18 protein-coding genes are annotated in these 19,948 nt (G+C 58.1%); 11 read left to right on the top strand and 7 right to left on the bottom strand.

The features are described 5' to 3' along the window. Positions 1-20 precede the first annotated feature (20 nt). Positions 21-533 carry a retropepsin-like aspartic peptidase RloA2 gene (gene rloA2 / locus AC4LF3_RS18385; protein ID WP_010796066.1) on the top strand — a complete coding sequence of 171 codons (513 nt, stop codon included), beginning with the start codon at positions 21-23 and terminating at the stop codon, positions 531-533. Positions 534-572: 39 nt separating this feature from the next. Here the strand turns inward: rloA2 and AC4LF3_RS18380 are convergent, their stop codons facing one another. From AC4LF3_RS18380 to AC4LF3_RS18365, 4 genes are all read right to left on the bottom strand, one after another. Then, complete coding sequence (locus AC4LF3_RS18380; RefSeq protein WP_019365482.1) at positions 573-1,196, bottom strand: glutathione S-transferase; 624 nt, start codon at positions 1,194-1,196, stop codon at positions 573-575. Between the two features lie 170 nt (positions 1,197-1,366). Then, positions 1,367-3,790 carry a TonB-dependent siderophore receptor gene (locus AC4LF3_RS18375; RefSeq protein ID WP_491836331.1) on the bottom strand — a complete coding sequence of 808 codons (2,424 nt, stop codon included), beginning with the start codon at positions 3,788-3,790 and terminating at the stop codon, positions 1,367-1,369. Positions 3,791-3,918: 128 nt separating this feature from the next. Beyond that, positions 3,919-4,872 carry a FecR family protein gene (locus tag AC4LF3_RS18370; RefSeq protein ID WP_434140201.1) on the bottom strand — a complete coding sequence of 318 codons (954 nt, stop codon included), beginning with the start codon at positions 4,870-4,872 and terminating at the stop codon, positions 3,919-3,921. Further along, positions 4,869-5,387: a sigma-70 family RNA polymerase sigma factor gene (locus AC4LF3_RS18365; RefSeq protein WP_286789249.1), complete on the bottom strand. Its 519-nt coding sequence runs from the start codon at positions 5,385-5,387 to the stop codon at positions 4,869-4,871. Before AC4LF3_RS18365 ends, AC4LF3_RS18370 begins: the two co-directional genes overlap by 4 nt. A gap of 343 nt (positions 5,388-5,730) precedes the next feature. Between AC4LF3_RS18365 and AC4LF3_RS18360 the strand changes: the two genes are divergently transcribed. The 5 genes from AC4LF3_RS18360 to AC4LF3_RS18340 all read left to right on the top strand — a co-directional run bounded on the left by AC4LF3_RS18360 (position 5,731) and on the right by AC4LF3_RS18340 (position 11,385). After that, entirely contained in the window at positions 5,731-7,449 is a 1,719-nt protein-coding gene (locus AC4LF3_RS18360; protein WP_491836127.1) for an OPT/YSL family transporter, read from the top strand. A 201-nt stretch (positions 7,450-7,650) separates the two neighbouring features. Beyond that, a complete protein-coding gene (locus AC4LF3_RS18355) occupies positions 7,651-8,100 on the top strand; it encodes a FecR family protein (RefSeq protein WP_010796060.1) in 450 nt (149 codons plus the stop codon). Further along, entirely contained in the window at positions 8,093-8,686 is a 594-nt protein-coding gene (locus tag AC4LF3_RS18350) for an OmpA family protein (protein WP_491836126.1), read from the top strand. The genes AC4LF3_RS18355 and AC4LF3_RS18350 overlap by 8 nt, the downstream gene beginning before the upstream one ends. Before the next feature lie 148 nt (positions 8,687-8,834). After that, entirely contained in the window at positions 8,835-9,665 is an 831-nt protein-coding gene (locus tag AC4LF3_RS18345; protein ID WP_150348531.1) for an amidohydrolase family protein, read from the top strand. Positions 9,666-9,756: 91 nt separating this feature from the next. Beyond that, complete coding sequence (locus tag AC4LF3_RS18340; RefSeq protein WP_491836125.1) at positions 9,757-11,385, top strand: methyl-accepting chemotaxis protein; 1,629 nt, start codon at positions 9,757-9,759, stop codon at positions 11,383-11,385. A gap of 56 nt (positions 11,386-11,441) precedes the next feature. On the opposite strand, the gene AC4LF3_RS18335 is transcribed toward AC4LF3_RS18340, so the two are convergent. Further along, positions 11,442-12,782, bottom strand: a complete 1,341-nt coding sequence (locus tag AC4LF3_RS18335) for a leucine-rich repeat-containing protein kinase family protein (RefSeq protein ID WP_491836124.1) — start codon at positions 12,780-12,782, stop codon at positions 11,442-11,444. Positions 12,783-12,998: 216 nt separating this feature from the next. Beyond that, the gene (locus AC4LF3_RS18330; protein ID WP_074826996.1) at positions 12,999-13,901 is read right to left on the bottom strand and encodes a LysR family transcriptional regulator; all 903 of its coding nucleotides are present in this window, start codon (positions 13,899-13,901) and stop codon (positions 12,999-13,001) included. A gap of 270 nt (positions 13,902-14,171) precedes the next feature. Here AC4LF3_RS18330 and AC4LF3_RS18325 point away from each other — a divergent pair, with 270 nt between their 5' ends. The 4 genes from AC4LF3_RS18325 to AC4LF3_RS18310 all read left to right on the top strand — a co-directional run bounded on the left by AC4LF3_RS18325 (position 14,172) and on the right by AC4LF3_RS18310 (position 17,417). Then, on the top strand, positions 14,172-15,404 hold the full coding sequence (locus AC4LF3_RS18325; RefSeq protein WP_150348534.1) for a tetratricopeptide repeat protein: 1,233 nt from the start codon (positions 14,172-14,174) through the stop codon (positions 15,402-15,404). 15 nt (positions 15,405-15,419) lie between these two features. Beyond that, a complete protein-coding gene (locus AC4LF3_RS18320; protein ID WP_491836123.1) occupies positions 15,420-16,373 on the top strand; it encodes a DMT family transporter in 954 nt (317 codons plus the stop codon). Between the two features lie 323 nt (positions 16,374-16,696). Then, the gene (locus AC4LF3_RS18315; protein ID WP_491836122.1) at positions 16,697-16,834 is read left to right on the top strand and encodes a hypothetical protein; all 138 of its coding nucleotides are present in this window, start codon (positions 16,697-16,699) and stop codon (positions 16,832-16,834) included. A 127-nt stretch (positions 16,835-16,961) separates the two neighbouring features. Next, positions 16,962-17,417 (top strand): Lrp/AsnC family transcriptional regulator, encoded by a 456-nt coding sequence (locus AC4LF3_RS18310; RefSeq protein WP_026003906.1) that lies wholly within the window; start codon positions 16,962-16,964, stop codon positions 17,415-17,417. A 24-nt stretch (positions 17,418-17,441) separates the two neighbouring features. Here AC4LF3_RS18310 and AC4LF3_RS18305 read toward each other — a convergent pair whose 3' ends face one another. After that, the gene (locus AC4LF3_RS18305; protein WP_150348537.1) at positions 17,442-18,515 is read right to left on the bottom strand and encodes a saccharopine dehydrogenase family protein; all 1,074 of its coding nucleotides are present in this window, start codon (positions 18,513-18,515) and stop codon (positions 17,442-17,444) included. 263 nt (positions 18,516-18,778) lie between these two features. Between AC4LF3_RS18305 and AC4LF3_RS18300 the strand changes: the two genes are divergently transcribed. Continuing rightward, positions 18,779-19,942, top strand: coding sequence for an acyl-CoA dehydrogenase family protein (locus AC4LF3_RS18300; protein ID WP_491836121.1), 1,164 nt, complete (start codon positions 18,779-18,781; stop codon positions 19,940-19,942). Positions 19,943-19,948: the final 6 nt, after the last annotated feature.

The following is a 19,948-nucleotide window of genomic DNA, read 5'->3' as shown; positions in this document are numbered from 1 at the left end:
GATCCTGCCGGAGTGATTGAGTGAAACGTTTTTTATCCCTGCTGGGCCTTTTGAGCCTGCCTGTGCTAGCGACGGCCGAGCCGACGCTCTACGGCCGCTACGAGACATTCCGTCTACCTGAGCTGGGTGTATCCTTGCCGGCCAAGATGGATACCGGTGCCTGGACCGCCTCGCTGTCGGCCAAGGACATCAAGACGTTCGAGCGTGACGGAGACCAGTGGGTCAGCTTCCGTCTGGCGACGGAGAAGGCGGACGATACGGTATTTGAGCACCGTCTGGCGCGAATCAGCAAGATCAAAAGCCGCTCGGATGAGGGCGATGAAGACGGTGAGGATGATACGCCGTCCAGTGCACAACGCCCTGTCATCGAGATGGAAGTCTGTGTAGGCGATGTGTCCCGTACCATCGAGGTCAATCTGACGGACCGCAGTCACTTCCGCTATCCGCTGCTGATTGGAGCCAAGGCCTTGCGCAAGCTGGATGCCGCGGTTGATCCCAGGGAAAAATACGTGTCCGGGTCGCCTCGCTGCTAAGGCTGGGAGGCGCCAGCCAGGGCTGGCGCCTGGAAACGATTAGCGTGCCTCGGGGCGGGTTGCCTGCATCGAGGGACGCTGATCCGCCTCGGTGTACCAGGCCGCCAGCTTGGGATACTCACCGCGCCAGTGCCAGTTGGATACACGCAGGTCCAGATAGCCCAGCAGGCAGGCCAGGCCAATGCAGGCCATATCGAAGTGGCCTTCAAGCTCGGGCAATGCCGTCTGCTCAAAATAATCCAGCGAACGGGCAATCTTCTCATGCTGGTTATCCAGCCAGAGCTTCCACTGCATGCCCGGTGGCCGCATGAACGTCTCGTAGCGGATCTGTACGGCCGATTCGGTCATGGCATCGGCCAGGGAGGCCAGTGTCATTCGCCGCCAGCGCTCGGGACCCTGCCGAGGAATCATGGGGGTGTGCTGATGCAGCGTATCCAGGTAATCCAGAATGACGCGGCTGTCATGCAGGGTAGTGCCATCTTCCAGGCGCAGCGCCGGAATCTTGCCTGACGGGTTGGCATCGATGACATCACGATTGGGATTGAGGGGCGTCTGCTGGACGATCTCCAGCTCAACCTGCTCGATCAGGTCGGTCTCGTGCAACATCACGACGACCTTGCGGCCGAACGGGGATGCGGGGGTGTGATAGAGGATCATCGACATCACGCACTCTCTTCATCAAAGCTTAACAAAAGCTGAACTGTGATCGTCCGCGATGCATGGGTTGTTATGCAAGCCTTATGCATGCTCAATGCTACTAGTGTCGAATCATCAGGTCCCTTTCTGATGGACAAAAGCCGGCCTGGCACCGGCTTTGTCACAACATTACGCGATTACCACTTGTAGGTAACGTTGGCGATCAAGCTACGCTGGTCACCGTAGTAGCAGTAAAAGCCATCACAGGTAGAAATATAGTCCTTGTTGAACAGGTTGGTAGCATTCACGCCTACAGAAGCGCCCTTCAGACGGCTGTTGAGGCGGCCTAGATCGTAATGTGCGGCAGCGTCATACAGGGTGTAGGAGCCGGCATGGCCCTCCCAAGTGTTGCCTTGATTACCGTAGGTATCACCTACGTAGCGGACGCCAGCGCCTATGCCGAAGCCGTCTAGTACGCCTGTATGCCATGTATAGTCAGCCCAGAGCGAGGCTTGGTGTTCAGGGATGAGCTGCAGGCGCTTGCCTTTATATAGGCCGTCTTGCACCTCCGTATCAGTGTAGGAATAAGAGGCGATCATCTTGAGGTTTTGGGTAAGGTCTGAGGTTGCCTCAAGCTCTACGCCTCGGACTTTGACTTCGCCTGTCTGACTTGTAATGGGATTACCGTCTTCGTTGTAGTTAGTAACCTGAACGTTCTTTTGCGTAAGGTCATATACCGCAGCAGTTAGCAGTGTGTTGGTACCTGCTGGTTGGTATTTCACACCAACTTCATATTGTTTGCCCTCGGTAGGCTTGAATGATTGCGTAGCACTGACGTCGGCACCGCTGCTTGGTTGGAAGGACTCTGAGTAAGAGATGTAAGGAGCCAAGCCAGAGTCGAAGACATAACTGAGGGATATGTTCCCAGTAAAAGCTGAATCACGATCTTTAGGGTGGGCACCGTTTGCTAAGGCATTGTAAAACTCGGTGTCAGTAGTAACCCAGTCTTTACGTCCGCCCAAGGTGAGGCGCCAGTGATCAAGAGCAATCTGATCCTGAGCATAAAGGCCTGTCTGGTGGATTTTCTGATTGTAGTCATACCAGGCGTTTGACCGCGCCGGGCGTTCTATAGGTAAGCCATAAACTGGATTATGGATGTTGCTCGCAGGCGCTGAGCCAAAAATCGACGTGTAGTTTGTATTCGAACGCTGATAATCCAGACCTAGCAATAAGGTGTGCTGCAAGTCGCCAGTATTGAAGTCTGCCTGGAAATTATTGTCGATGGCGAATTGGCTGATGTCTTCATCAGTTGAGGTTGTGCTGCGTTGTACGGTGCCGTCAGGGCTGACTGCAGTAGCGGAGCCGCCAGCTGTAATTGTCTGAAACTCTAAGTCGCTCTTGGTATACCGTGCGTTTTGACGGAACTGCCACACATCATTGATACGATGATCGAACGCGTAGCCTAACGAGTAATAGGTGCGATCGTAGTACTCCCAATCCGGATCGCCCAGATTCTTGTGATGAGAAACCTTGCCCCACGGGCCATCAATCTTGGTGCCTTGAAGAGGTAGGAACTGACTAGTCGCACCCGTATCGTCGCGCGTGTACTGCGAAAGGAACGTCAGGTGCGTGTCGTCATCGATATTCCAGGTCAGGCTGGGAGCGATGTTGTAGCGCTTGTTTTCGATATGATCGATCTGCGTGTCGCTGTCACGCACCACGCCGCTTACGCGATAAAGCACGTTGGCGTTTTCATCGAACGCACCGGTGGTGTCGAAATTGATCTGGCGATGGTTGTCACTGCCAACTTCGGCACGCACTTCATGACTGGTTTCAGCCTGGGGACGCAAGCTGACCATGTCTATTAGGCCACCGGGCGGCGTCTGCCCATAGATGGAGGATGCGGGGCCGCGCAGGAGGGTCAGGCGTTCAAGGTTCCAGGTTTCAGGCTTGGGGTCGACATAGACGCCGTCCGGCAGGCGCAGCCCGTCCAGGAATCGGGTCGGCTCAAAGCCCCGTACCCGCAGCCAGTCGGCCCGGGTATCACTGCCGTAGCTGCTGGCTACGATGCCAGGCATATAACGAACGGCATCATCAATGTTATGCACGGCGCGGTCGCGCATCTGCTCGCGGGTGGCAACCGACATGGAGCGAGCCGTTTCCAGGATTGGCGTATCGGTTTTGGTGCCGGAAGCAGAACGGGTTGCCACATAACCCTCTGCGGGGCCCCAGGCATTTTCCAGCTCACCGGCGGTAATGGTGGTTGATGCCATGCTCAAGGTGTCGCCCGTTGCTGGCAATACGCGTACGGTGTAGACGCCGGGTTCGCGTTCGGTCAGCTCAAGCCCGGTTCCCTGCAGGGCCTCGCGCAGGGCCTCGGTCGCTGCGTAGCGGCCATTGACCGGATTCGACGTACGCCCGGAAGCCACCGAAGGGTCAAGGCTCAGGGTCAGACCCGCTTCGCTGGCGATACGGTTTAGCGTGCTGGCCAGAGGCGCAGCGGGGAGTTGGTAGGTGCGCTCAGCGGTGGTCGTCTGGGCGTGGACTAACGTGACATGGCCTAAAACAAGTGCAGCGGCAAGCAAGGAAGGACGGAACAGCGACGACATGGCTCTCTCCAAGAGGCGAATGCGAATTCGTTTCATTGCCGAATGAGAATGGCAAAGTGATAGAGCCGTCTTGGAATATTTTTGAATAACGAAGATAGAAAAACGCAGAAAACGAACGTGTCGTGCTGAAACCCCGTTGGTTAACGGGGTTTAACGGCCAGCCACCAGCGCGTGTGTTGCTCGATTCGTATCGGTGTATTGAGGGCGAGGGCACGCAGAGCTTGGTCAGCATCGTGCAGAGGAAAGGTGCCCGTTACCCGTAACGTGGCAATGACCGGATCAAGGGTGATGAGTCCGGTGCGCTCGTGACTCAATGCCGCCACGACATCGCTCAGGGGTTGGTTATCGACCACCAGCATGCCGTGAGTCCAGGCGTCGGCATTGGCTGGTGCATTTTTGAGCTCATCCAGCCGGTCCGCCATCATGAGGACCTGCTCGCCCTGGGGAATGACCGCCTCGCCAAGGCCAAAGCGCGGCTGTGCCGCCACAGCCGATTGCAGGACCGTCAAACGCGAGCCGCGTGATTCCTCTTCCACGAGAAAGCGCGTACCCAGCGCCCGCATTCGTCCGGCCTGGGTTTCCACGATGAACGGGCGACTGGCGGTGTCGTGCCCGGTTTCGATAAAGGCTTCTCCTGCCAGGAGAATTACCCGACGCTCCTGCTCATCGAAGCGAACATTCAAGGCACTACGACCCGCCAGCACGATGCGGGTGTGATCAGGCAGCATCAGCGTGCGCTGTTCCCCCGTGGCGGTTACGTTATCAGCCAGGGCGTAACGCACCGGTACATGACGGTTTACCGCAATAAGGCTCAGAAGGCCCGCAAGGGCAATGACTAACGTGCTGCGACCCAGGCGCCGACGCCCATTGGCAGAGGGCTGCAACAGAGCATTTCGCGCAGCGGGTTGTTCTGCAATGCGCAGGCGCTGGTTGATACCGTTCAGCTGCTCCCAGGCACGGCGGTGTTCAGCATGCTCGGCAAGCCAGGTCTGCAGGGCGTTTAGCTGCTCCTGGCTGGTTTCTCCCATTTCCAGGCGTACTTGCCAGTCTATCGCCTGATCCAGAACCTGACGGCTCACAGGTCTTACATTCACACAGGTTCCCCGTAGAGGGCCACATAGCATTGCCGTAGCCCTTGAGCAATATATTGGCGAACCCGTGGAACCGATACGCCCAGGCGCTCGGCAATTTCAGAGTGGGTCAAGCCGTCGAGGCGATTATATAGAAAGGCCGCTCGAGCCTTGCTGGAAAGTTTGCCGAGCAGGCGATCAAGCTCCGCCAAGGCCTCGATAATCGAAGCCAGGGCTTCAGCGGAGGGGTAATGCTCGTCTGCCAGTGTGGATAGAGCCTCAAGATAGCTGCGCTCAAGGCTGGCGCGGCGGTAATGATCAATCAGGAGGCCTTTGGCAATCTGGGTCAGAAAGGCCCGCGGCTCACGCATGGCAGGCAGTTCAGGCTTGGTCAGCAGCCGTACGAAGGTGTCCTGCCGCAGGTCTTCAGCCCGCTGGCTACACCCTGTCTGCCTGCGCAGCCAGCCTGTCAGCCAGTCGCTGTGGTCACGGTACAGCACGTTCAACCCAGGAGCTGCCTTTATTTCGCCTGTTGTCATGAACATTTCCGCAAATGGAAAAATGAGAACCGTTCTCACATATTCTAAAGATCAGGCGAGCTGCGGTAAAGACCAGCGAAAAGCATGGATTTTGCCTTGAACAGGACAATTTAAGTGAGCAATCCATATACAAGGCGCTCATGACGGCCAATTTGGGAGCGGGCAGGGACCTTGACCGGTTTTTCATGGTCGTTGTTTTGAGCGCTTTGGCGATTCCGAGGGACAAAGTGCTGCACACCCACCCAATACAGTAAGGATCTGGTGTGATTGCTTCGAATTTTCCTCCTGTTGATAGCCCCTTTCTGTGCATCGTTCAGCGAGCAGCATCTGCCGGGGAACGCCCATGAAGGCAGAGCGCGAGCTGAGCCTGCGCGCTGTCTTGACCGGTCTGGTGTTAGGCATCGTGCTAACTCCCTCCAATGTCTATGCCGGGCTCAAGATCGGCTGGTCATTCAACATGTCGATCATCGCACTGCTGGTGGGCTTTGGCTTCTGGCAGGGGCTGCTGGTCCGTAACCGGCACTGGCCTGCCTGGACATTGCATGAGAGTAATATCAACCAGACCGTCGCCTCGGCGGCGGCGTCCATTATTTCAGGTGGACTGGTAGCGCCGATTCCAGCCTACACACTGCTGACCGGTGAGCAGCTGGATGCCGTTCCGATGATGGCCTGGGTCTTTTCGGTCAGCTTTCTGGGCATATGGATCGCCTGGTATTTAAGGCCATCACTGATTACCGATGGCAATCTCAAGTTTCCTGAAGGCATGGCCACGCTGGAAACCATGACCCATATCTATACCCACGGCCAGGAAGCCATGCGGCGCCTGTGGGTGCTGTTTGGAACGGCCGTGTTCTCCGGACTTGTCAAGGCTGTCGATACGTTTTACTGGACCTTTCCTCGCTGGTCGCCCACGGCGCATCTGGAGCGACTGACCTTTACCTTCGATCCGTCGCTGCTACTGGTCGGGTTTGGCGGCATCATCGGGCTGCGCGTCGGGTTGACTCTCCTTCTGGGCGCGGCCCTGGCCTGGGGTGGCATAGCGCCGTGGCTGCTGGCGCACGGGTTGGTAGAGCTTGCGCCTGGCAGCGAGGGGCCGCAGTTCGCAACGCTGGTGGAATGGCTGGTGTGGCCTGGGGTAACGATCATGGTGACTTCGACCTTGTCGTCTCTGGCCTTGCGTGTACTGCAGGTAAGGACGTTGGGGAAATCCCGCTCGGCAGAGACCTCCACTGTCTGGCAGCGGCCAAAACCCGGCCCGCTGGCAGGTCTGGCGTTAGCTATCGGATTGATCATCGTGCTACAGGCGGCCCTATTTGGCATTGATTGGTTCATGGCCTTGCTGACCATTCCACTGGCGCTGTGCCTGGCAGCTGTGGCGGCACGTGTCGTGGGAGCAACCGGCATTCCTCCAATCGGTGCCATCGGGCAGCTGTCGCAGCTGAGCTTTGGCATCGTGGCGCCGGGGCAGGTGCCCATCAACCTGATGAGTGCCAACACGGCCGGTGGCGCAGCCGGACAATGCACGGACCTGATGAATGACTTCAAGGTAGGCCATGCCATCGGGGCGACTCCTACCAAGCAGGTGATTGCTCAATGCCTGGGGATTGCGATAGGCAGTGTGGTCGGGGTGCTGGTCTACCAGACGCTTATTCCAGATCCGCAAACCATGTTGCTCACGCAGGAATGGCCTGCTCCGGCCGTGGCGACCTGGAAGGCCGTGGCGCAGACGCTGACCTCAGGCCTGGACTCACTTTCTGCCAGTATTCAGTGGGCCATGCTGATAGCTGCCGCTGCAGGCGTGGCCCTGGGCGTATTGGATGCCTGTGCAAAGGATCGGCTGGCGCGTTACCTTCCCAGTGCCGCGGCGTTGGGGTTGGCGTTTATTCTGCCGGCTTCGATTTCCCTGATGATGGCCCTGGGCGCAATCCTGACCTGGGCTGCCGGACTGCGCTGGCGCGGACTGACCGAGCGGTTTGCCATTGCAGCGGCAGCAGGCCTGATTGCAGGGGAAAGTATTACGGGCATTGGCGCCTCGCTCTGGCAGCTGCTGCACAACCTGTAATACCTGTCGGGCACTGGAGGAGGGTCAGTATCTGGCAGTTTGGACTGCATCGCATTTTTAGTCCGATGGCCCGCACGTTTTGAACTAACGTAACGGTTATCGGTATGTATACAGCGATTGCACGGAACGCTCAGGGAAACGGAGCAGAGAAAGGACGCCAGGGCCAGGCGTGGTGCGATACGGACTTCAAGGTCAACGCTCATGAACAAGAATGCGTGGCTCGTTCTCTGCCTTTCGGGCCTTTTGGCGGCATGGCCTGCCCACGGCGCGCCCAGGCCGGTAGGTTATGTCATGACCGTACAGGGCAGCGTGACCACCACACTCAAGGGAAAGCCTGTCGCGATCAAGGTGGGCACGCCGGTGAATGTAGGCAGTACCTTCGAGGCCGGAGACGACGGCTCCTTCGGGATTACACTCGAGGACGGGTCTGTTATGTCGTTCGGGCCGCAATCGACATTCACGCTCGAGGCCTTTGCGTTTGCTCCAGCCAAGGGGGCCTTGAAGCTGGCTGCAAGACTCAAGCAAGGCACATTGAATTACGTGGCGGGGAGCATTGCCAGGCTCAAGCCCGAGGCGGTCGAGATTCTCACGCCTCACGGAACCATTGCCTCGCGCAGCGCCCAGTTCATGGCCAAGGTTGACCATGAGTAAAGCGTTTCGCCAAGCTGTGTGGTTGTTGGCCGTGTGGCTGGCAGGGTGTAGTTCCAAGTCCTATGTGGTGCTGGTGGATAGCCCTTATGGCCAGACGCGAGATGTCACGGTCACGACGCCCACAGGCACGACCCAGATCGACAGAACCCAGCAGGCTGTCAGCCTCGACAAGGAGGCGCCGGGGCGGACCTTTACCTTGCCGCCCAAGCAGATCCTAATGGACTTTACCCCCGCGCTGGCAGCCCAGCCGACGCTTCCGGTGTATTACACGTTGTATTTTGAGGGTGCCAGCAACCGGCTCACTGATGAGTCACAGGACACGCTGCAGCGTATTGTCGATACGCTGCGTAAACGCACGCCCGCGGCCGTCTCCATTATCGGGCATACCGATACCTTGGGCAGTGCCTCGGTCAATGAAAAGGTGGGCTTGCAGCGTGCCCAGCTGATTGCCCGCCAGTTGCAGGCCCGGCATCTCGACTTGCTGGACCTGACAGTCGCCTCCCATGGCGAGGAGAACCTGCTGATCCAAACGCCGCCCAATACGGCAGAACTGCGCAATCGCCGAGTAGAAGTCATCATCCGATGACCGTCTTCCCGTCCTGAACCGCTTGAGGGTTCGTCAGTCTTAGCTATACGAGTACGGCCGGCCTGACGGGTAATGCTTCCCGGTAGACTATCCTGCCTCCACCCCTGACTTATCAGACCGCACGCCACGCCACCGAAAAGGAGCCGCAGTGAGCATTTACGGCGAGTATAAGATCGACTGTCATACCCACCTGCTAGAGCCCGCCCGTTTTCCCATTGCCGATAATGCTGTGTATACCCCCGTCGCTCAGGAAGTAGGGACCTCGACGCAACTCCAGCATGTGTTCAATGCCTATGGCGTACGTCACGCTGTTGTAGTCACCCCACCGGCCATTTATGGCGAGAACAACCGCTGCCTGCTCGATGGGCTTGCCCTGGGGTTTGGTCGCTGGAAGGGCATTGCCGTGGTTGGGCCTCGCACGAGTACCCGAGAGCTCAAGCGGCTCAAGGAGGCCGGTGTAGCAGGCGTCCTGCTCGATGTGGTCACGAATGGTGTGTCGGCCTGCCTGAAAGCGGAAGAGTTATTCAATCAGTTGGCTGAGCTGGAGATGCTGGCCCAGCTGCACGTCGAAAAGGCGCAGCTAAGCGAACTGATGCCATTGATCGAGCGCACCCGCACCCGGCTCATCATTGATCATTGTGGCAGACCTGATGTGGCGGCAGGCATCGCGCAACCCGGATTCCAGAGCCTGCTGTCGCTGGCAGGAACTGGACGTGTGTACGTCAAGCTATCAGGGCTTTCGCAGTTTTCCGCCGAGGCCTATCCCTACGTTGATACCCACTCCTACGTTCAGGCGCTTCTCGAAACCTTCGGCCCCGAGGCCTGCCTGTGGGGGTCGGACTGGCCTTTTCTAAATTCACCGGAGCGAATCGACTACGGACTGCTCCTCAAGCTGATCGAGAATCTGATCCCAAGTCCGGGTGCAAGGCGGCAAGTGCTCTGGGACACGCCTCGCAGATTGTTTGGTTTCAAGTGGTAGTTGATTGTCCGACTAATGGCTAGCCAGGCAATTAAAGTTGCCCGTCAATGCAGCGATAAGCCCAATAGTAACAATCTATTTCAGGTGCTTTATGGGCTTTCGTTCATTGAATATCGCGCCGCGCTCCGCGATCTGTTTTGCGCTCTTTGCCTTGCTTATCCTCTTTCAAGGCGTCTATTCACTCAAACAATCCGCTTCGATGAATGAAGCGGAAAAAATGGTCGAACTCAATGTCCTGCCAACGCTCAAGGTGCTCGGCCAGATCGATACGACCCTGATGCGCATTCGTCTGGATAACTCCCGGCTGCGTGTGGAAAGCGATCCTGCATCCAAGAAGGCTGATGCCCTGAAGGATATCCAGATCGCCCGTACGGAGCTGCTGGGTTACGTCGACCAACTCGGCAAGGTGATCGTGACCAAGGCAGGCCATGACACGTTCAATGCGCTCTCCAAAGGCCTGAGCGATTACCTCAGTATCCATCAGCGCTATCTGGATCTGTTGACCAACGGCAAGCTGACGGAGGCCGTGGCGCTTTCCAGCGGTGAGATGTTTGCCGCCGCTGAGGCGGTCAAGAACGCCATCACCACGCTCAAGCAGGAAGCTGATGTAAAGGCCGGCAATGCGGGGCGGCATGCCGATGACGTGTACAGCAGCACCCGAACGATGACAGCTATCATCGTAGTGGCCGCGTTGCTGGCTACCGTACTGCTCGCCTGGCGACTCACTCTCAGTCTGGTCGCACCGATTCATCAGTCCCTGCAGGTTGCCCAGCGCATTGCCAACCGGGATTTCAGTGTTGCGATTGAGAGCCATGGTAACGATGAACCGGCCCGTCTGCTCAAGGCATTGGCCGTGATGCAGTCGAATCTGCGTGAAACACTGGGTCATATCAGTGATTCGTCCGCTCAGCTGGCGTCGACTTCCGAGGAGATGTCCGCGGTCACTGAGGAAACGACCCGTGGCGTGATGCGCCAGAATGATGAAATCGAGCAGGCGGCTACGGCGGTCAACCAGATGAGCGCCGCGGTAGATGAGGTCGCTCGCAACGCGGCGTCAGCGTCCGAGGCGGCGTTGAGTTCCAGCCAGGCGGCCACAACCGGGCAGCTGAAGGTGTCCCAAACGCTTGAGGCCATCAACGAGCTGTACGACAGCGTGGAAGCGACGGCTGGAGAGGTTCAGGGTCTGGCCGTTATGACACAGGATATCAGCAAGGTGCTGGACGTGATCCGCGGAGTAGCAGAGCAGACCAACCTGCTGGCACTCAATGCTGCCATCGAGGCGGCGCGTGCGGGGGATGCCGGGCGTGGGTTTGCGGTGGTGGCCGATGAGGTGCGTGGTTTGGCCCATCGGACGCAGGAGTCTACCCGTGAAATCGAGAGCATGATCGGCTCGATTCAGGCGGGTACGGACAAAGCCGTGCAGTCCATGGCCCAGAGCAGCAGCCGCGCTCACGGAACCCTGGACATTGCCCGCGCGGCAGGCGAGGCGCTGACCACGATCAACAGCTCCATTGCCGAGATCAACGAGCGCAACCTCCTGATCGCCACGGCTTCTGAAGAGCAGGCACAGGTGGCGCGGGAAGTGGACCGCAGCCTGGTCAGCATTCGCGATCTATCCATGCAGACAGGCTCTGGCGCCCATCAAACGGCAGCTGCTTCGAATGACTTGTCGCAACTGGCGGTATCGCTTAATGGATTGGCGCAGCAGTTCCGGCTGTAAAGGCCAACCGGTGTACAAAGCCCTTCCTGCCTGACCGGCGAAGGGCTTTTCTCTGCTTAATTCAGGTGCTGTTGGAGTGCTGCCAGCTGCGCGTGAACCTCGCTCAGGCTTGGACGGGACACTACTTGTGTGCTCAGGCAGCGCGCGAGCAGGTCTGACAGCGCCGCATGGGTCGCTTCTTCGCCCGCGGCAGGCTCACAGCGCTCCAGCAGCTCTTCCAGCAGGCAGCCAAACGCCCGGGTTTCAAGGCGCTCCAAGGCCTTCTGTTGCGTCGGATTATCGGTAGGCAGAAAGGACGCGCCGCCAAAGTCACCCAGCAGCACATCGCCCTGTTCAGTCCACAGGATATTGTGGGCGTACAGGTCACCATGCACGATACCGCGCTCATGCAGGTGCTCGGTGGCCGAGGCGATCCCGAGTGCCATGCGCAGCGCGACGGGCAGCGAAAAACGCGTGTCCGCCGGGTATACATCGCGGGTGCAGGTGGCAAAGCTGGGCGGGCCGGCCAGGTTTTGAAATTGTGGATCGATCAGCTGCATGACCAGCCCATCCGTGCCCTCGGGGTGATGCACGACCTGCCCTTCCACATCAATCACGTTCGGGTGTGCCCCTACGGCAATCGAGGCGGCCATTTCGCTCTGAGGTGTACCGTCGCTGGTCATGCTGCCCTTGAACAGCTTGACCGCTACGGTCTTTGACGGGCCGGAAGGCTGTTTCCAATCCGCCTGGTAGATGAGGCCCGAGGCGCCTTCTCCCAGCTTGTGCTGGAGTGCAAGGTCCTTCCAGTCGATTCGGTTGATGGGTGCGCTGGGAGAGACGTTGGCCGCTTCGCGTGCCTCGCTCAGGGGATTGTCGGCGTAGGCAAGCCAGGTCAGCCGCGGCAGCGACAACAGCCAGTCCGGCAGGGCGGCAAAGCGGTTGGAGGAGATGCGGAGCAGTTCCAGCTTATGACAGTCGATCATGGTTTCTGGAAGCGCCTGCAGGCGATTGCCTGCCAGCATAAGCTTTTGCATGCCGCTGCACTGACCCAGCGAGTCGGGCAGGGTTTCGATCTGGTTGTTCGTCAGGATCAGCCAGCGTAGCGAAGGTGACAGCGCTGCTGCCGGCACATGGCGGATCTGATTGGCCTTGAAGCCCACCATGCTCAGCTGAGGGCATTCACTCAGCACTTCGGGCAGATGCGTGAACGGGTTGTCGGAGCAGAACAGGATACGCAGTTTCTTGAACCGTCCCAGATCATCCGGCAAGTGGCTGAGCTGGTTGCCGGAGAGGTTGAGAATCTCCAGGGAGTCGGCCAGTTCGAAGATCTCGCGGGGAAATTCCGTGAGTCCGCACGACAGGTCCAGTCGTGTCGCGCCGGCCAGCTTGCCAGCTCGCAAATCCGAAAGTGTATCCATGACGGTCTTCCAATCCTGAGGTATGAGCTATTTTGACACAGTGCACGGAGCGTCACTGTGCATCCCAGCGCCTTTGGGCCGGGCCGGTTAAGTAAGTGGCTCAAACAGAGGCGCCAAATGTCATTTGGTTCAGGGCGGGCCGCGAAAATGTGATGGTGATTCGCAGCGCGGCTGTATCAGGCACCTACAGACAGTTGAGCATGCTTGTAGGGCAGTTCAGGCGTCTGCATTAAACCGAAGCAGGCCCTGGCGCTTGAGTTTCTGGGCAATCTTGATAAAGGCCTGAGTGGCGGGCGACGCCTGACGCTCATCGAGCAGGGCCAATCCGACACTGCGCTTGACCCGTGGTCGCAGGGGCTTTTTCACGTAGCCCTCGTGGCCGCGTTCCGCCGGCAGCGCCAGTTCCGCCAGGATAGTCACACCATCGCCCCGTTCGACCATGGACAAGGTGCTGAGCAGCTGGGTGCTGTGGTAGCGGGTATTGGGCACCAGCTTGGCGGCATTGAACATGTGCGCTACCAGGTGTGCCGATCCGGCCTCGGTCATGATGAACGGATCGGGACAAAGCTCCTTGAGCGTGACGTCAGCTTTGCTGGCCAGCGCGTGGTGAGTAGGCACCAGGGCGACCATCTGATCTTCGGCGATGGGGAAGGTGTCGAAGCGCTCATCGGGCAGGACGACAAAGCCGATGTCGATACGACGATCCTGCAGCCACTGGACCACTTCCCGGTCCCGACCTTCGTCGATATGCACCTCGATGCCCGGATAGGCCTGGCGATAGGCATCCAGAATGACAGGCAGCAGTTTGACCGAAGAGGTCGGGCCGAAGGAGCCGATGCGCAGCGTGCCTCGCTTCATGCCGCGCGCATCGCCAGCCTCCTGCCGCATCGTTTCGGCCAGCCCGAGAATGCCACGGGCACGTAGTACGAGGCGCTCACCTACCGCAGTCAGCTCCAGGGCCGACTGGTGCCGGTTGATCAGCTCGACACCCAGCTCGGCCTCCAGCGCCTTGATCGCATGGGACACCGCCGACTGTGTGATGGACAGCCGCGAAGCTGCCGAGGTGAACCCTTTCAGCTCTGCCACAAGCACAAAGATTTCAAGCTGGGTAAAGGTCATGGCGCCTCGCTGGCCTCATGAGTAAATACTCATTTTTCTATGAGTAAGGATTAGTGGAATTATACGCATCGTTCAGGACTTACCCACAATGACAACATGTCCTGCGCACTGCCTGATGGGGTTATAGGCGCTTTGGATAGAACGACGGCTTGCCCTGTAACGCACCGGCAGCCGACACCACGCACGATAAGAGCGACAACAGCAGGTGCTATCCGGTTAACGCTATCCAGAGCTTTTTCTTACTCGGCATAGGGATATAGAGGGGCGGGTATGAGTGCTAATGTCAGGTGTTTCAATGGCTGTCTGCTAACCGACGGCTGTTCGTCCATATGGCCCGAAATCAACGTGCCGTTCCTGTCGCTCAAAGGCGTGCCCGAGGCGGTCATTGCCCAAGAGCCTACCCAGGCCATCTTTCGTTCGCTGCTCAAAGGCTTTGATGCCATTACCGGCTGCGAACTCAAGGACATCTACAAGTTTGCCCGTTACCTCAATGCGATCTCGGAGGATATGCCTGCCGAGCTGGTCAATGTGGTGCGCGCCTTCCGCAAATGGGTCGAATTCGACTACGTTGGGGCACGCTCGCTCTTTCAGGCGCACCTTCACGCGTATCCCACGGATGTGCAGGCGCTCTTCTTTATTCACATGCTGGACTTCTGCACCGGCCGAACCGCCGAGTTGAAGCCGCTGTTTGCCTTGTGTGATGAGTACATGGAGGAATCGCATCCGCTGTACTCGTTCTACCTGTCGATCAAGTCATTCGTGCTGTGCGAATGCGGGCTATTCGATGAGTCGCTGGCGACGGGGTTGGAGTCCGTGCGGTACTGCTCCGCGAATATTTACGGCATCCACGCCGTTGCTCATGCCTTGCACGAAAAGGGTATGTGGGTGGAGCTGCGTGACTTCCTGGAAGACTCCAAGGAAGAGTGGATTCGCAACCCGGGCATGCGTATGCACGTGTACTGGCATCTTGCGATTACCTACAAGCAGCTGGGCAATCACGCGGCGGCAAAGATGGCGTTCCTGGAGTTCTATGCACTCAAGAACGACCGCTTTTCCAAGCAGGATCTGGATGCGGTGGGCTTTCTCTGGCGCTTCAAGCTTGAGGATGTCAACAGCCATGAGTTCGATGAGGTCTGGAAGGAGCTGGCCATTCTCTGGTCTGGCAGCATCGCCACCTCGACCTCTCATTTTCACAATATGCACGCGGCCTTTGCCTTTGCCGGCGCCAACCAGCCTCTGCTTATCGAGAAAATGATGGCCGAGAGTGACGGCTTTGGTATCGAGCCTGATGCGCATCTCGCCGGACTGGACATCATTCGAGCTATTGCCCTGTTTGCCCGAGGCCACTACGAAGAGTGTTACTACCTTCTTGCCGCCAGTCGGCATCAATGGACGAGCCTGGGCGGCAGTCGTGCGCAACGGGAGCTGCTCGACCTGACCCTGAACTTCTGTAAGGCCCACGTACAGTCTCAAGCCGAGCTTGAGCGACTGATGTTGATGTAGGCAAAGGTGATTTGAATGTCGGACGCAACAGCCCTGGCGCAGCCAGATGACAAGCTCCTGGTGTACATGAAACTGACGGCGGTCTCGGTGATCTGGGGTGGAACCTTCGTGGCCGGGCGTTACCTGTCGGCCGGGGTGCCGCCGCTGGCATCTGCCGGCCTGCGCTTTCTGCTGGCCAGCCTCACCCTGGTGCTTGTGCTGGCAGTCACCCGACGCCTGTTTGTCAGGCTCAGCGTGAAACAGGTGATTCATCTTTTCTGGCTCGGGTTCTTTGGCATCTTCACATACAACCTGTGCTTTTTTTACGGGTTGCACCTGATCAGCGCCTCACAGGCCTCACTGATTGTGGCACTGAATCCAGCCATGATTGCGTTGACGACCTTCTTTGTTGATCGCGAGCGGTTGGGGCTGGTCAAGACCGGTGGCATTGCGGCCTGCATCCTGGGCGCCGCAACGGTCATCGTCAGCAAAGACGCCTCGGTGCTTGAAGCCGCAGGCGGTAGCTGGTTGGGTAATCTTGTGATCTTTGGCTGTGTGGTCAGCTGGGTGATCTACAGCGTGTTTTCGCGGCCTCTGGTTCGCAAGATCGGCCCGCTGCATACCGTGACCTTCTCGGTGTTGTGCGGGACGGTACTGCTGCTATGTGTGTCGATCGGCACGGGTGATCTGAACTGGGGCGTTGTTGCCAGCCTGACCAAGGCTCAGTGCTTCAGCCTGGCTTATCTGGGCGTGATTGGCTCGGCATTGGCGTATATCTGGTACTACGACGGCATCAAGCGGATCGGGGCTACCCAGTCGGGTGTCTTCATCGCCCTGAATCCGGTGTCTGCTGTCCTGATGGGCGTGGTGATTCTGGGCGAGCAGCTCACCCCTTTGATGATTGTGGGCGGGGGTCTGGTTCTGCTGGGTATCTACTACTGCAACAAACCTCCCAAGACGATTTCTCTCGGCGTAAGCCGTACCGCGTGATCCGGCGCGCTTAACGAGCGCAGGTAGAGAGCTCCACCTCTTACCTGCGCTCAGTCCGGACGTTGGGTAGCCAAGGAAGGCTGCCATTTTTTAAATGCATAGCTGCATGTATCTGGTGCGGTATTGCCTACTCCTGGCGCATGTCTGCATCCCCTCCTTTACGGTATTTTTCACCTTTCTGGCACCAGCCTTGCTCGTGCCCCTGCGCGGTAGGTCGACTAGGACGTGCCTGAGGTCATGGGCATCCCGGTCATTGTCGCCAAGAGCTAAGAGGATGACTAAGCCGTTTGCACCCGAAGCCGTTTTAATCATTGGCGGTCCCTGTGGGGAGTGAGCTGGTTGTCTTGCTAGTGCTCTGGCGGCAGCGCGGCGCTGGTAGCGGCGGCTCGCGTAATGATGTGGTTCTACCTGGCACCGGCCTGGGCATCTGGGTGATCGTCTATTGCTGGGCGAGCCGCTGACAACCATTCGGTGGCCGGGTCGCGAAGAGGCGCAGAGTATAAGACCCGGGTTAAGCGGAGCCGGGCATTGACGCTGGCTGCAGAGCCTCCTAGGCTCCGCTTTTCCGAACCCTGGCGCGTGTTCTTCATGTATCCGAAAGTCGATGCTACCGATTGGCAACTGATCCGTCTGCTTCAGGCCAACGCCCGCGAGTCTACGGCCACGCTGGCCCGCAAGCTCAATCTGGCGAGGACGACAGTGGTTTCACGGCTGGCCCGGCTAGAGCGCGAGGGTGTAATCGCAGGTTATGGCGTGCGCTTGGGAGCCTCGGTGGAGGCGGGTGCGGTCAGGGCCTATTGCAGCATCAGCGTATTGCCCCGGAGCGCGGCGCAGGTGATCAAGGCACTGGCCTCGATGCCGGAAGTAGAGGAGGTGTCGGCCGTGAGCGGCGCGTTCGATTACCTGGCCTTTATCTGCTGTGAACGGCATGAGCAGCTCGATGAGCTGCTCGATCGGATCGGTGCTATTGATGGGGTCAAGCAGACCCAGACCTCCATCATTCTGACCCGCAAGATCGACCGCCGCAGTGAGCCGTCCCGGTAGCCGACGGCCCATGGCGGCAGAGGCTTAGGCCGGTTCGCCGTAAACGCGGCCGAAGCGGTTGCTTAAAAAGACGTTCAGGTCGATTTCTTCCTGGCGGATAAAGCCTGACTGCGGCAGTTTCTTCTCGCGGAACAGATCCAGTGCGGTACAGATACCGGCCGCTGTGGTGATCTGAATGGCACTGGTCAGCTTGCCGCGTTGCTCGGCAGCGAAAATCTTGCGGCTGAATACCTCCTGCACCAGTTTGCCGTCGCGCATGCCATTTACCGTTACGAACACCAGCACCACGTCCTGCATCGTCGTGGGCACCGAGTCGCGCATGATGCGTTTCAGCGTTTCCTGATCACCTGCCAGACGCAGCTCTTCGAGCAGGAATTTCATCAGGTCCCGATGCCCTGGATAGCGGACGGTTTTGTAATCCAGGGTTTCGACGCGACCACTCCAGGTTTCACATAAGGTGCCCAGGCCGCCCGAGGTGTTGAAGGCCTCGTATTCCACGCCGTCCAGCGAGAAATGCTCCAAGCCTTCCAGTGGCTGCACAAGATTCAGCGTGCCATGACGAACCGCCTCACAGGGGTGGCAGTATTCGTTGATCAGCCCGTCCACGCTCCAGGTCAGGTTGTACTTGAGTGAGTTGGTGGGAAACTCGGGCAATGCACCTACGCGCATCTTCACCTCGCGCACGCTGTCGAAGCGCGACGCCAGGGTATGCGCTGCAATGCCGATAAAGCCAGGAGCCAGGCCACACTGCGGCATGAAGGCCGTGGATGAGTCCTCTGCCAGATCACGGATCGTCTTGGTAGCATGGACGTCTTCGGTCAGGTCAAAATAATGGGTGCCTGTGGCCTTGGCGGCACGGGCTACCGGAATGGCCATGTGGTAGGGCAGGGCGTTGAGTACCGCGTCGCTGCCTTCAAGTACCTGCTCCAGGTCATTGCCGTCCGGACTCACTTCCCGTGTCTCGATGCCCAGCGCGGCCAGCCGCGCCAGAGCGTTGGGATCACGGTCAGCCACAATCACCCGGTAATCCCCGGAGTCCTGCAGCAGTTGACTGATGGTGTAGCCGATATGGCCAGCTCCGAGAAGCGTGATGTTCATGACCATTCCTTGTTGTTGTGTGGAGATGGCATCAGCTTAGGGAGGCGCGCTGTTAGTCATAAGGCGCAAAGCGTCTTTTATGAAGGGGCTTTTTCGTCGTTTCGACGAAATGGATAACGAAGCGTCTGTTTTCAAGCATAAGAGGGGTCAGGGTGGCCACTGGGGCACTATCTCATCACTTATTACTCAGTATGAAGTAGTGATCGCTGAGGCTTGAATTCAGGCATGATGGCTACTTGTCTCTTTTAAAGGTGATACAAGCGATGGATTATCATTTGTCGTCTAAGCTCACCGCCCTGAAATCAACCGTTGAAGAGGTTGTTGATCAGGCTATTGCTCCGCTTGCGAGTCAGGTGGACCAGAATTGCTTGTGGCCTGCTCATTCGATAGACGCCTTGTCCGAAGCTGGCCTCATGGGCCTCCAGGTTCCTGTGGCCCAGGGTGGCCACGGTCAGGGACTCTTGGCCTTAAGCGTGATTACCGAAACCATTGGTAAGGCGTGTCCTTCTTCTGCGCTTTGTTTTGGTATGCACTGTGTCGGGACCGCTGTCATTGCGGCCAAAGCCACTTCATATCAGAAAGAGCATTATCTGGAGGCGATTGCTGCCGGTCGTCACCTCACAACCTTAGCGCTGTCTGAAAGTGGCTCAGGCGCTCATTTTTATCTGCCTGCAACTCAGATCGCCACGGTTGGCGATGAGTTTGTTGTGAATGGCATTAAGCAGTTTGTCACCAATGGTGGTCATGCTGATTCGTACGTAGTTTCTACAGTGGCAAGCGAGGAAGATAACGAGGAAGGCGATTTCAGCTGTTTGATTGTGGACAGCACTGCGCAAGGCCTGGAGTGGCAGGAGCCCTGGAACGGTTTTGGAATGCGTGGCAATTCTTCTCGAGCGTTAGGGTTGAACAACGTGCGTGTGCCTGCCAGAAATCTTCTGGGTGAGCCAGGTGATCAGGTGTGGTACGTCTTCGAAGTGGTTGCCCCGTTTTTTCTGATGGCCATGGCGGGTACCTATCTGGGTATCGCTCAATCCGCGTTGGATGCGGCCGGTGAGCACTTGCGTACGCGCAGTTATGCGCATTCGGGTGAAACGCTGCGGGATATCGAAACCTTGCAGACCCGTTATGGAAACATGTGGATTGCTTTGGAAAAGACCCGATCACTGGTTCGCGAGGCGGCCCGATTAGGCGATCTGGGAGACCCGAATGTCCTGCCTTTCATCCTGGCCTGCAAGGCGGATGCAGGTGATACCGCTGTTATGCTGGCTAACGAAGCGATGACCATCTGCGGCGGCGCGGCTTATCGGGAGAACAGCCGAGTGTCTCAGATGCTCCGTGATGCCCGCGCCAGCCATGTCATGTCACCCACGACAGATCTTTTGAAATTATGGACGGGCAGAAGTCTGCTCGGTCTTCCCTTGCTTTGAGTACCT

The sequence above is a fragment of the Pseudomonas sp. C2.3V genome (assembly GCF_058536325.1).
Note: the sequence above shows the minus strand (reverse complement) of the source record. Positions and strands in the feature narration are given on the sequence as shown.

Excerpts from the sequence above, each read along its gene's own strand:
- AC4LF3_RS18310 (WP_026003906.1), top strand. The coding sequence starts at position 16,962 with ATGTATCCGAAAGTCGATGCTACCGATTGGCAACTGATCCGTCTGCTT.
- AC4LF3_RS18325 (WP_150348534.1), top strand. The coding sequence starts at position 14,172 with ATGAGTGCTAATGTCAGGTGTTTCAATGGCTGTCTGCTAACCGACGGC.
- AC4LF3_RS18360 (WP_491836127.1), top strand. The coding sequence starts at position 5,731 with ATGAAGGCAGAGCGCGAGCTGAGCCTGCGCGCTGTCTTGACCGGTCTG.
- AC4LF3_RS18340 (WP_491836125.1), top strand. The coding sequence starts at position 9,757 with ATGGGCTTTCGTTCATTGAATATCGCGCCGCGCTCCGCGATCTGTTTT.
- AC4LF3_RS18350 (WP_491836126.1), top strand. The coding sequence starts at position 8,093 with ATGAGTAAAGCGTTTCGCCAAGCTGTGTGGTTGTTGGCCGTGTGGCTG.
- AC4LF3_RS18305 (WP_150348537.1), bottom strand. The coding sequence starts at position 18,515 with ATGAACATCACGCTTCTCGGAGCTGGCCATATCGGCTACACCATCAGT.
- AC4LF3_RS18355 (WP_010796060.1), top strand. The coding sequence starts at position 7,651 with ATGAACAAGAATGCGTGGCTCGTTCTCTGCCTTTCGGGCCTTTTGGCG.
- AC4LF3_RS18320 (WP_491836123.1), top strand. The coding sequence starts at position 15,420 with ATGTCGGACGCAACAGCCCTGGCGCAGCCAGATGACAAGCTCCTGGTG.
- AC4LF3_RS18365 (WP_286789249.1), bottom strand. The coding sequence starts at position 5,387 with ATGACAACAGGCGAAATAAAGGCAGCTCCTGGGTTGAACGTGCTGTAC.
- AC4LF3_RS18380 (WP_019365482.1), bottom strand. The coding sequence starts at position 1,196 with ATGTCGATGATCCTCTATCACACCCCCGCATCCCCGTTCGGCCGCAAG.
- AC4LF3_RS18300 (WP_491836121.1), top strand. The coding sequence starts at position 18,779 with ATGGATTATCATTTGTCGTCTAAGCTCACCGCCCTGAAATCAACCGTT.
- AC4LF3_RS18335 (WP_491836124.1), bottom strand. The coding sequence starts at position 12,782 with ATGGATACACTTTCGGATTTGCGAGCTGGCAAGCTGGCCGGCGCGACA.
- AC4LF3_RS18330 (WP_074826996.1), bottom strand. The coding sequence starts at position 13,901 with ATGACCTTTACCCAGCTTGAAATCTTTGTGCTTGTGGCAGAGCTGAAA.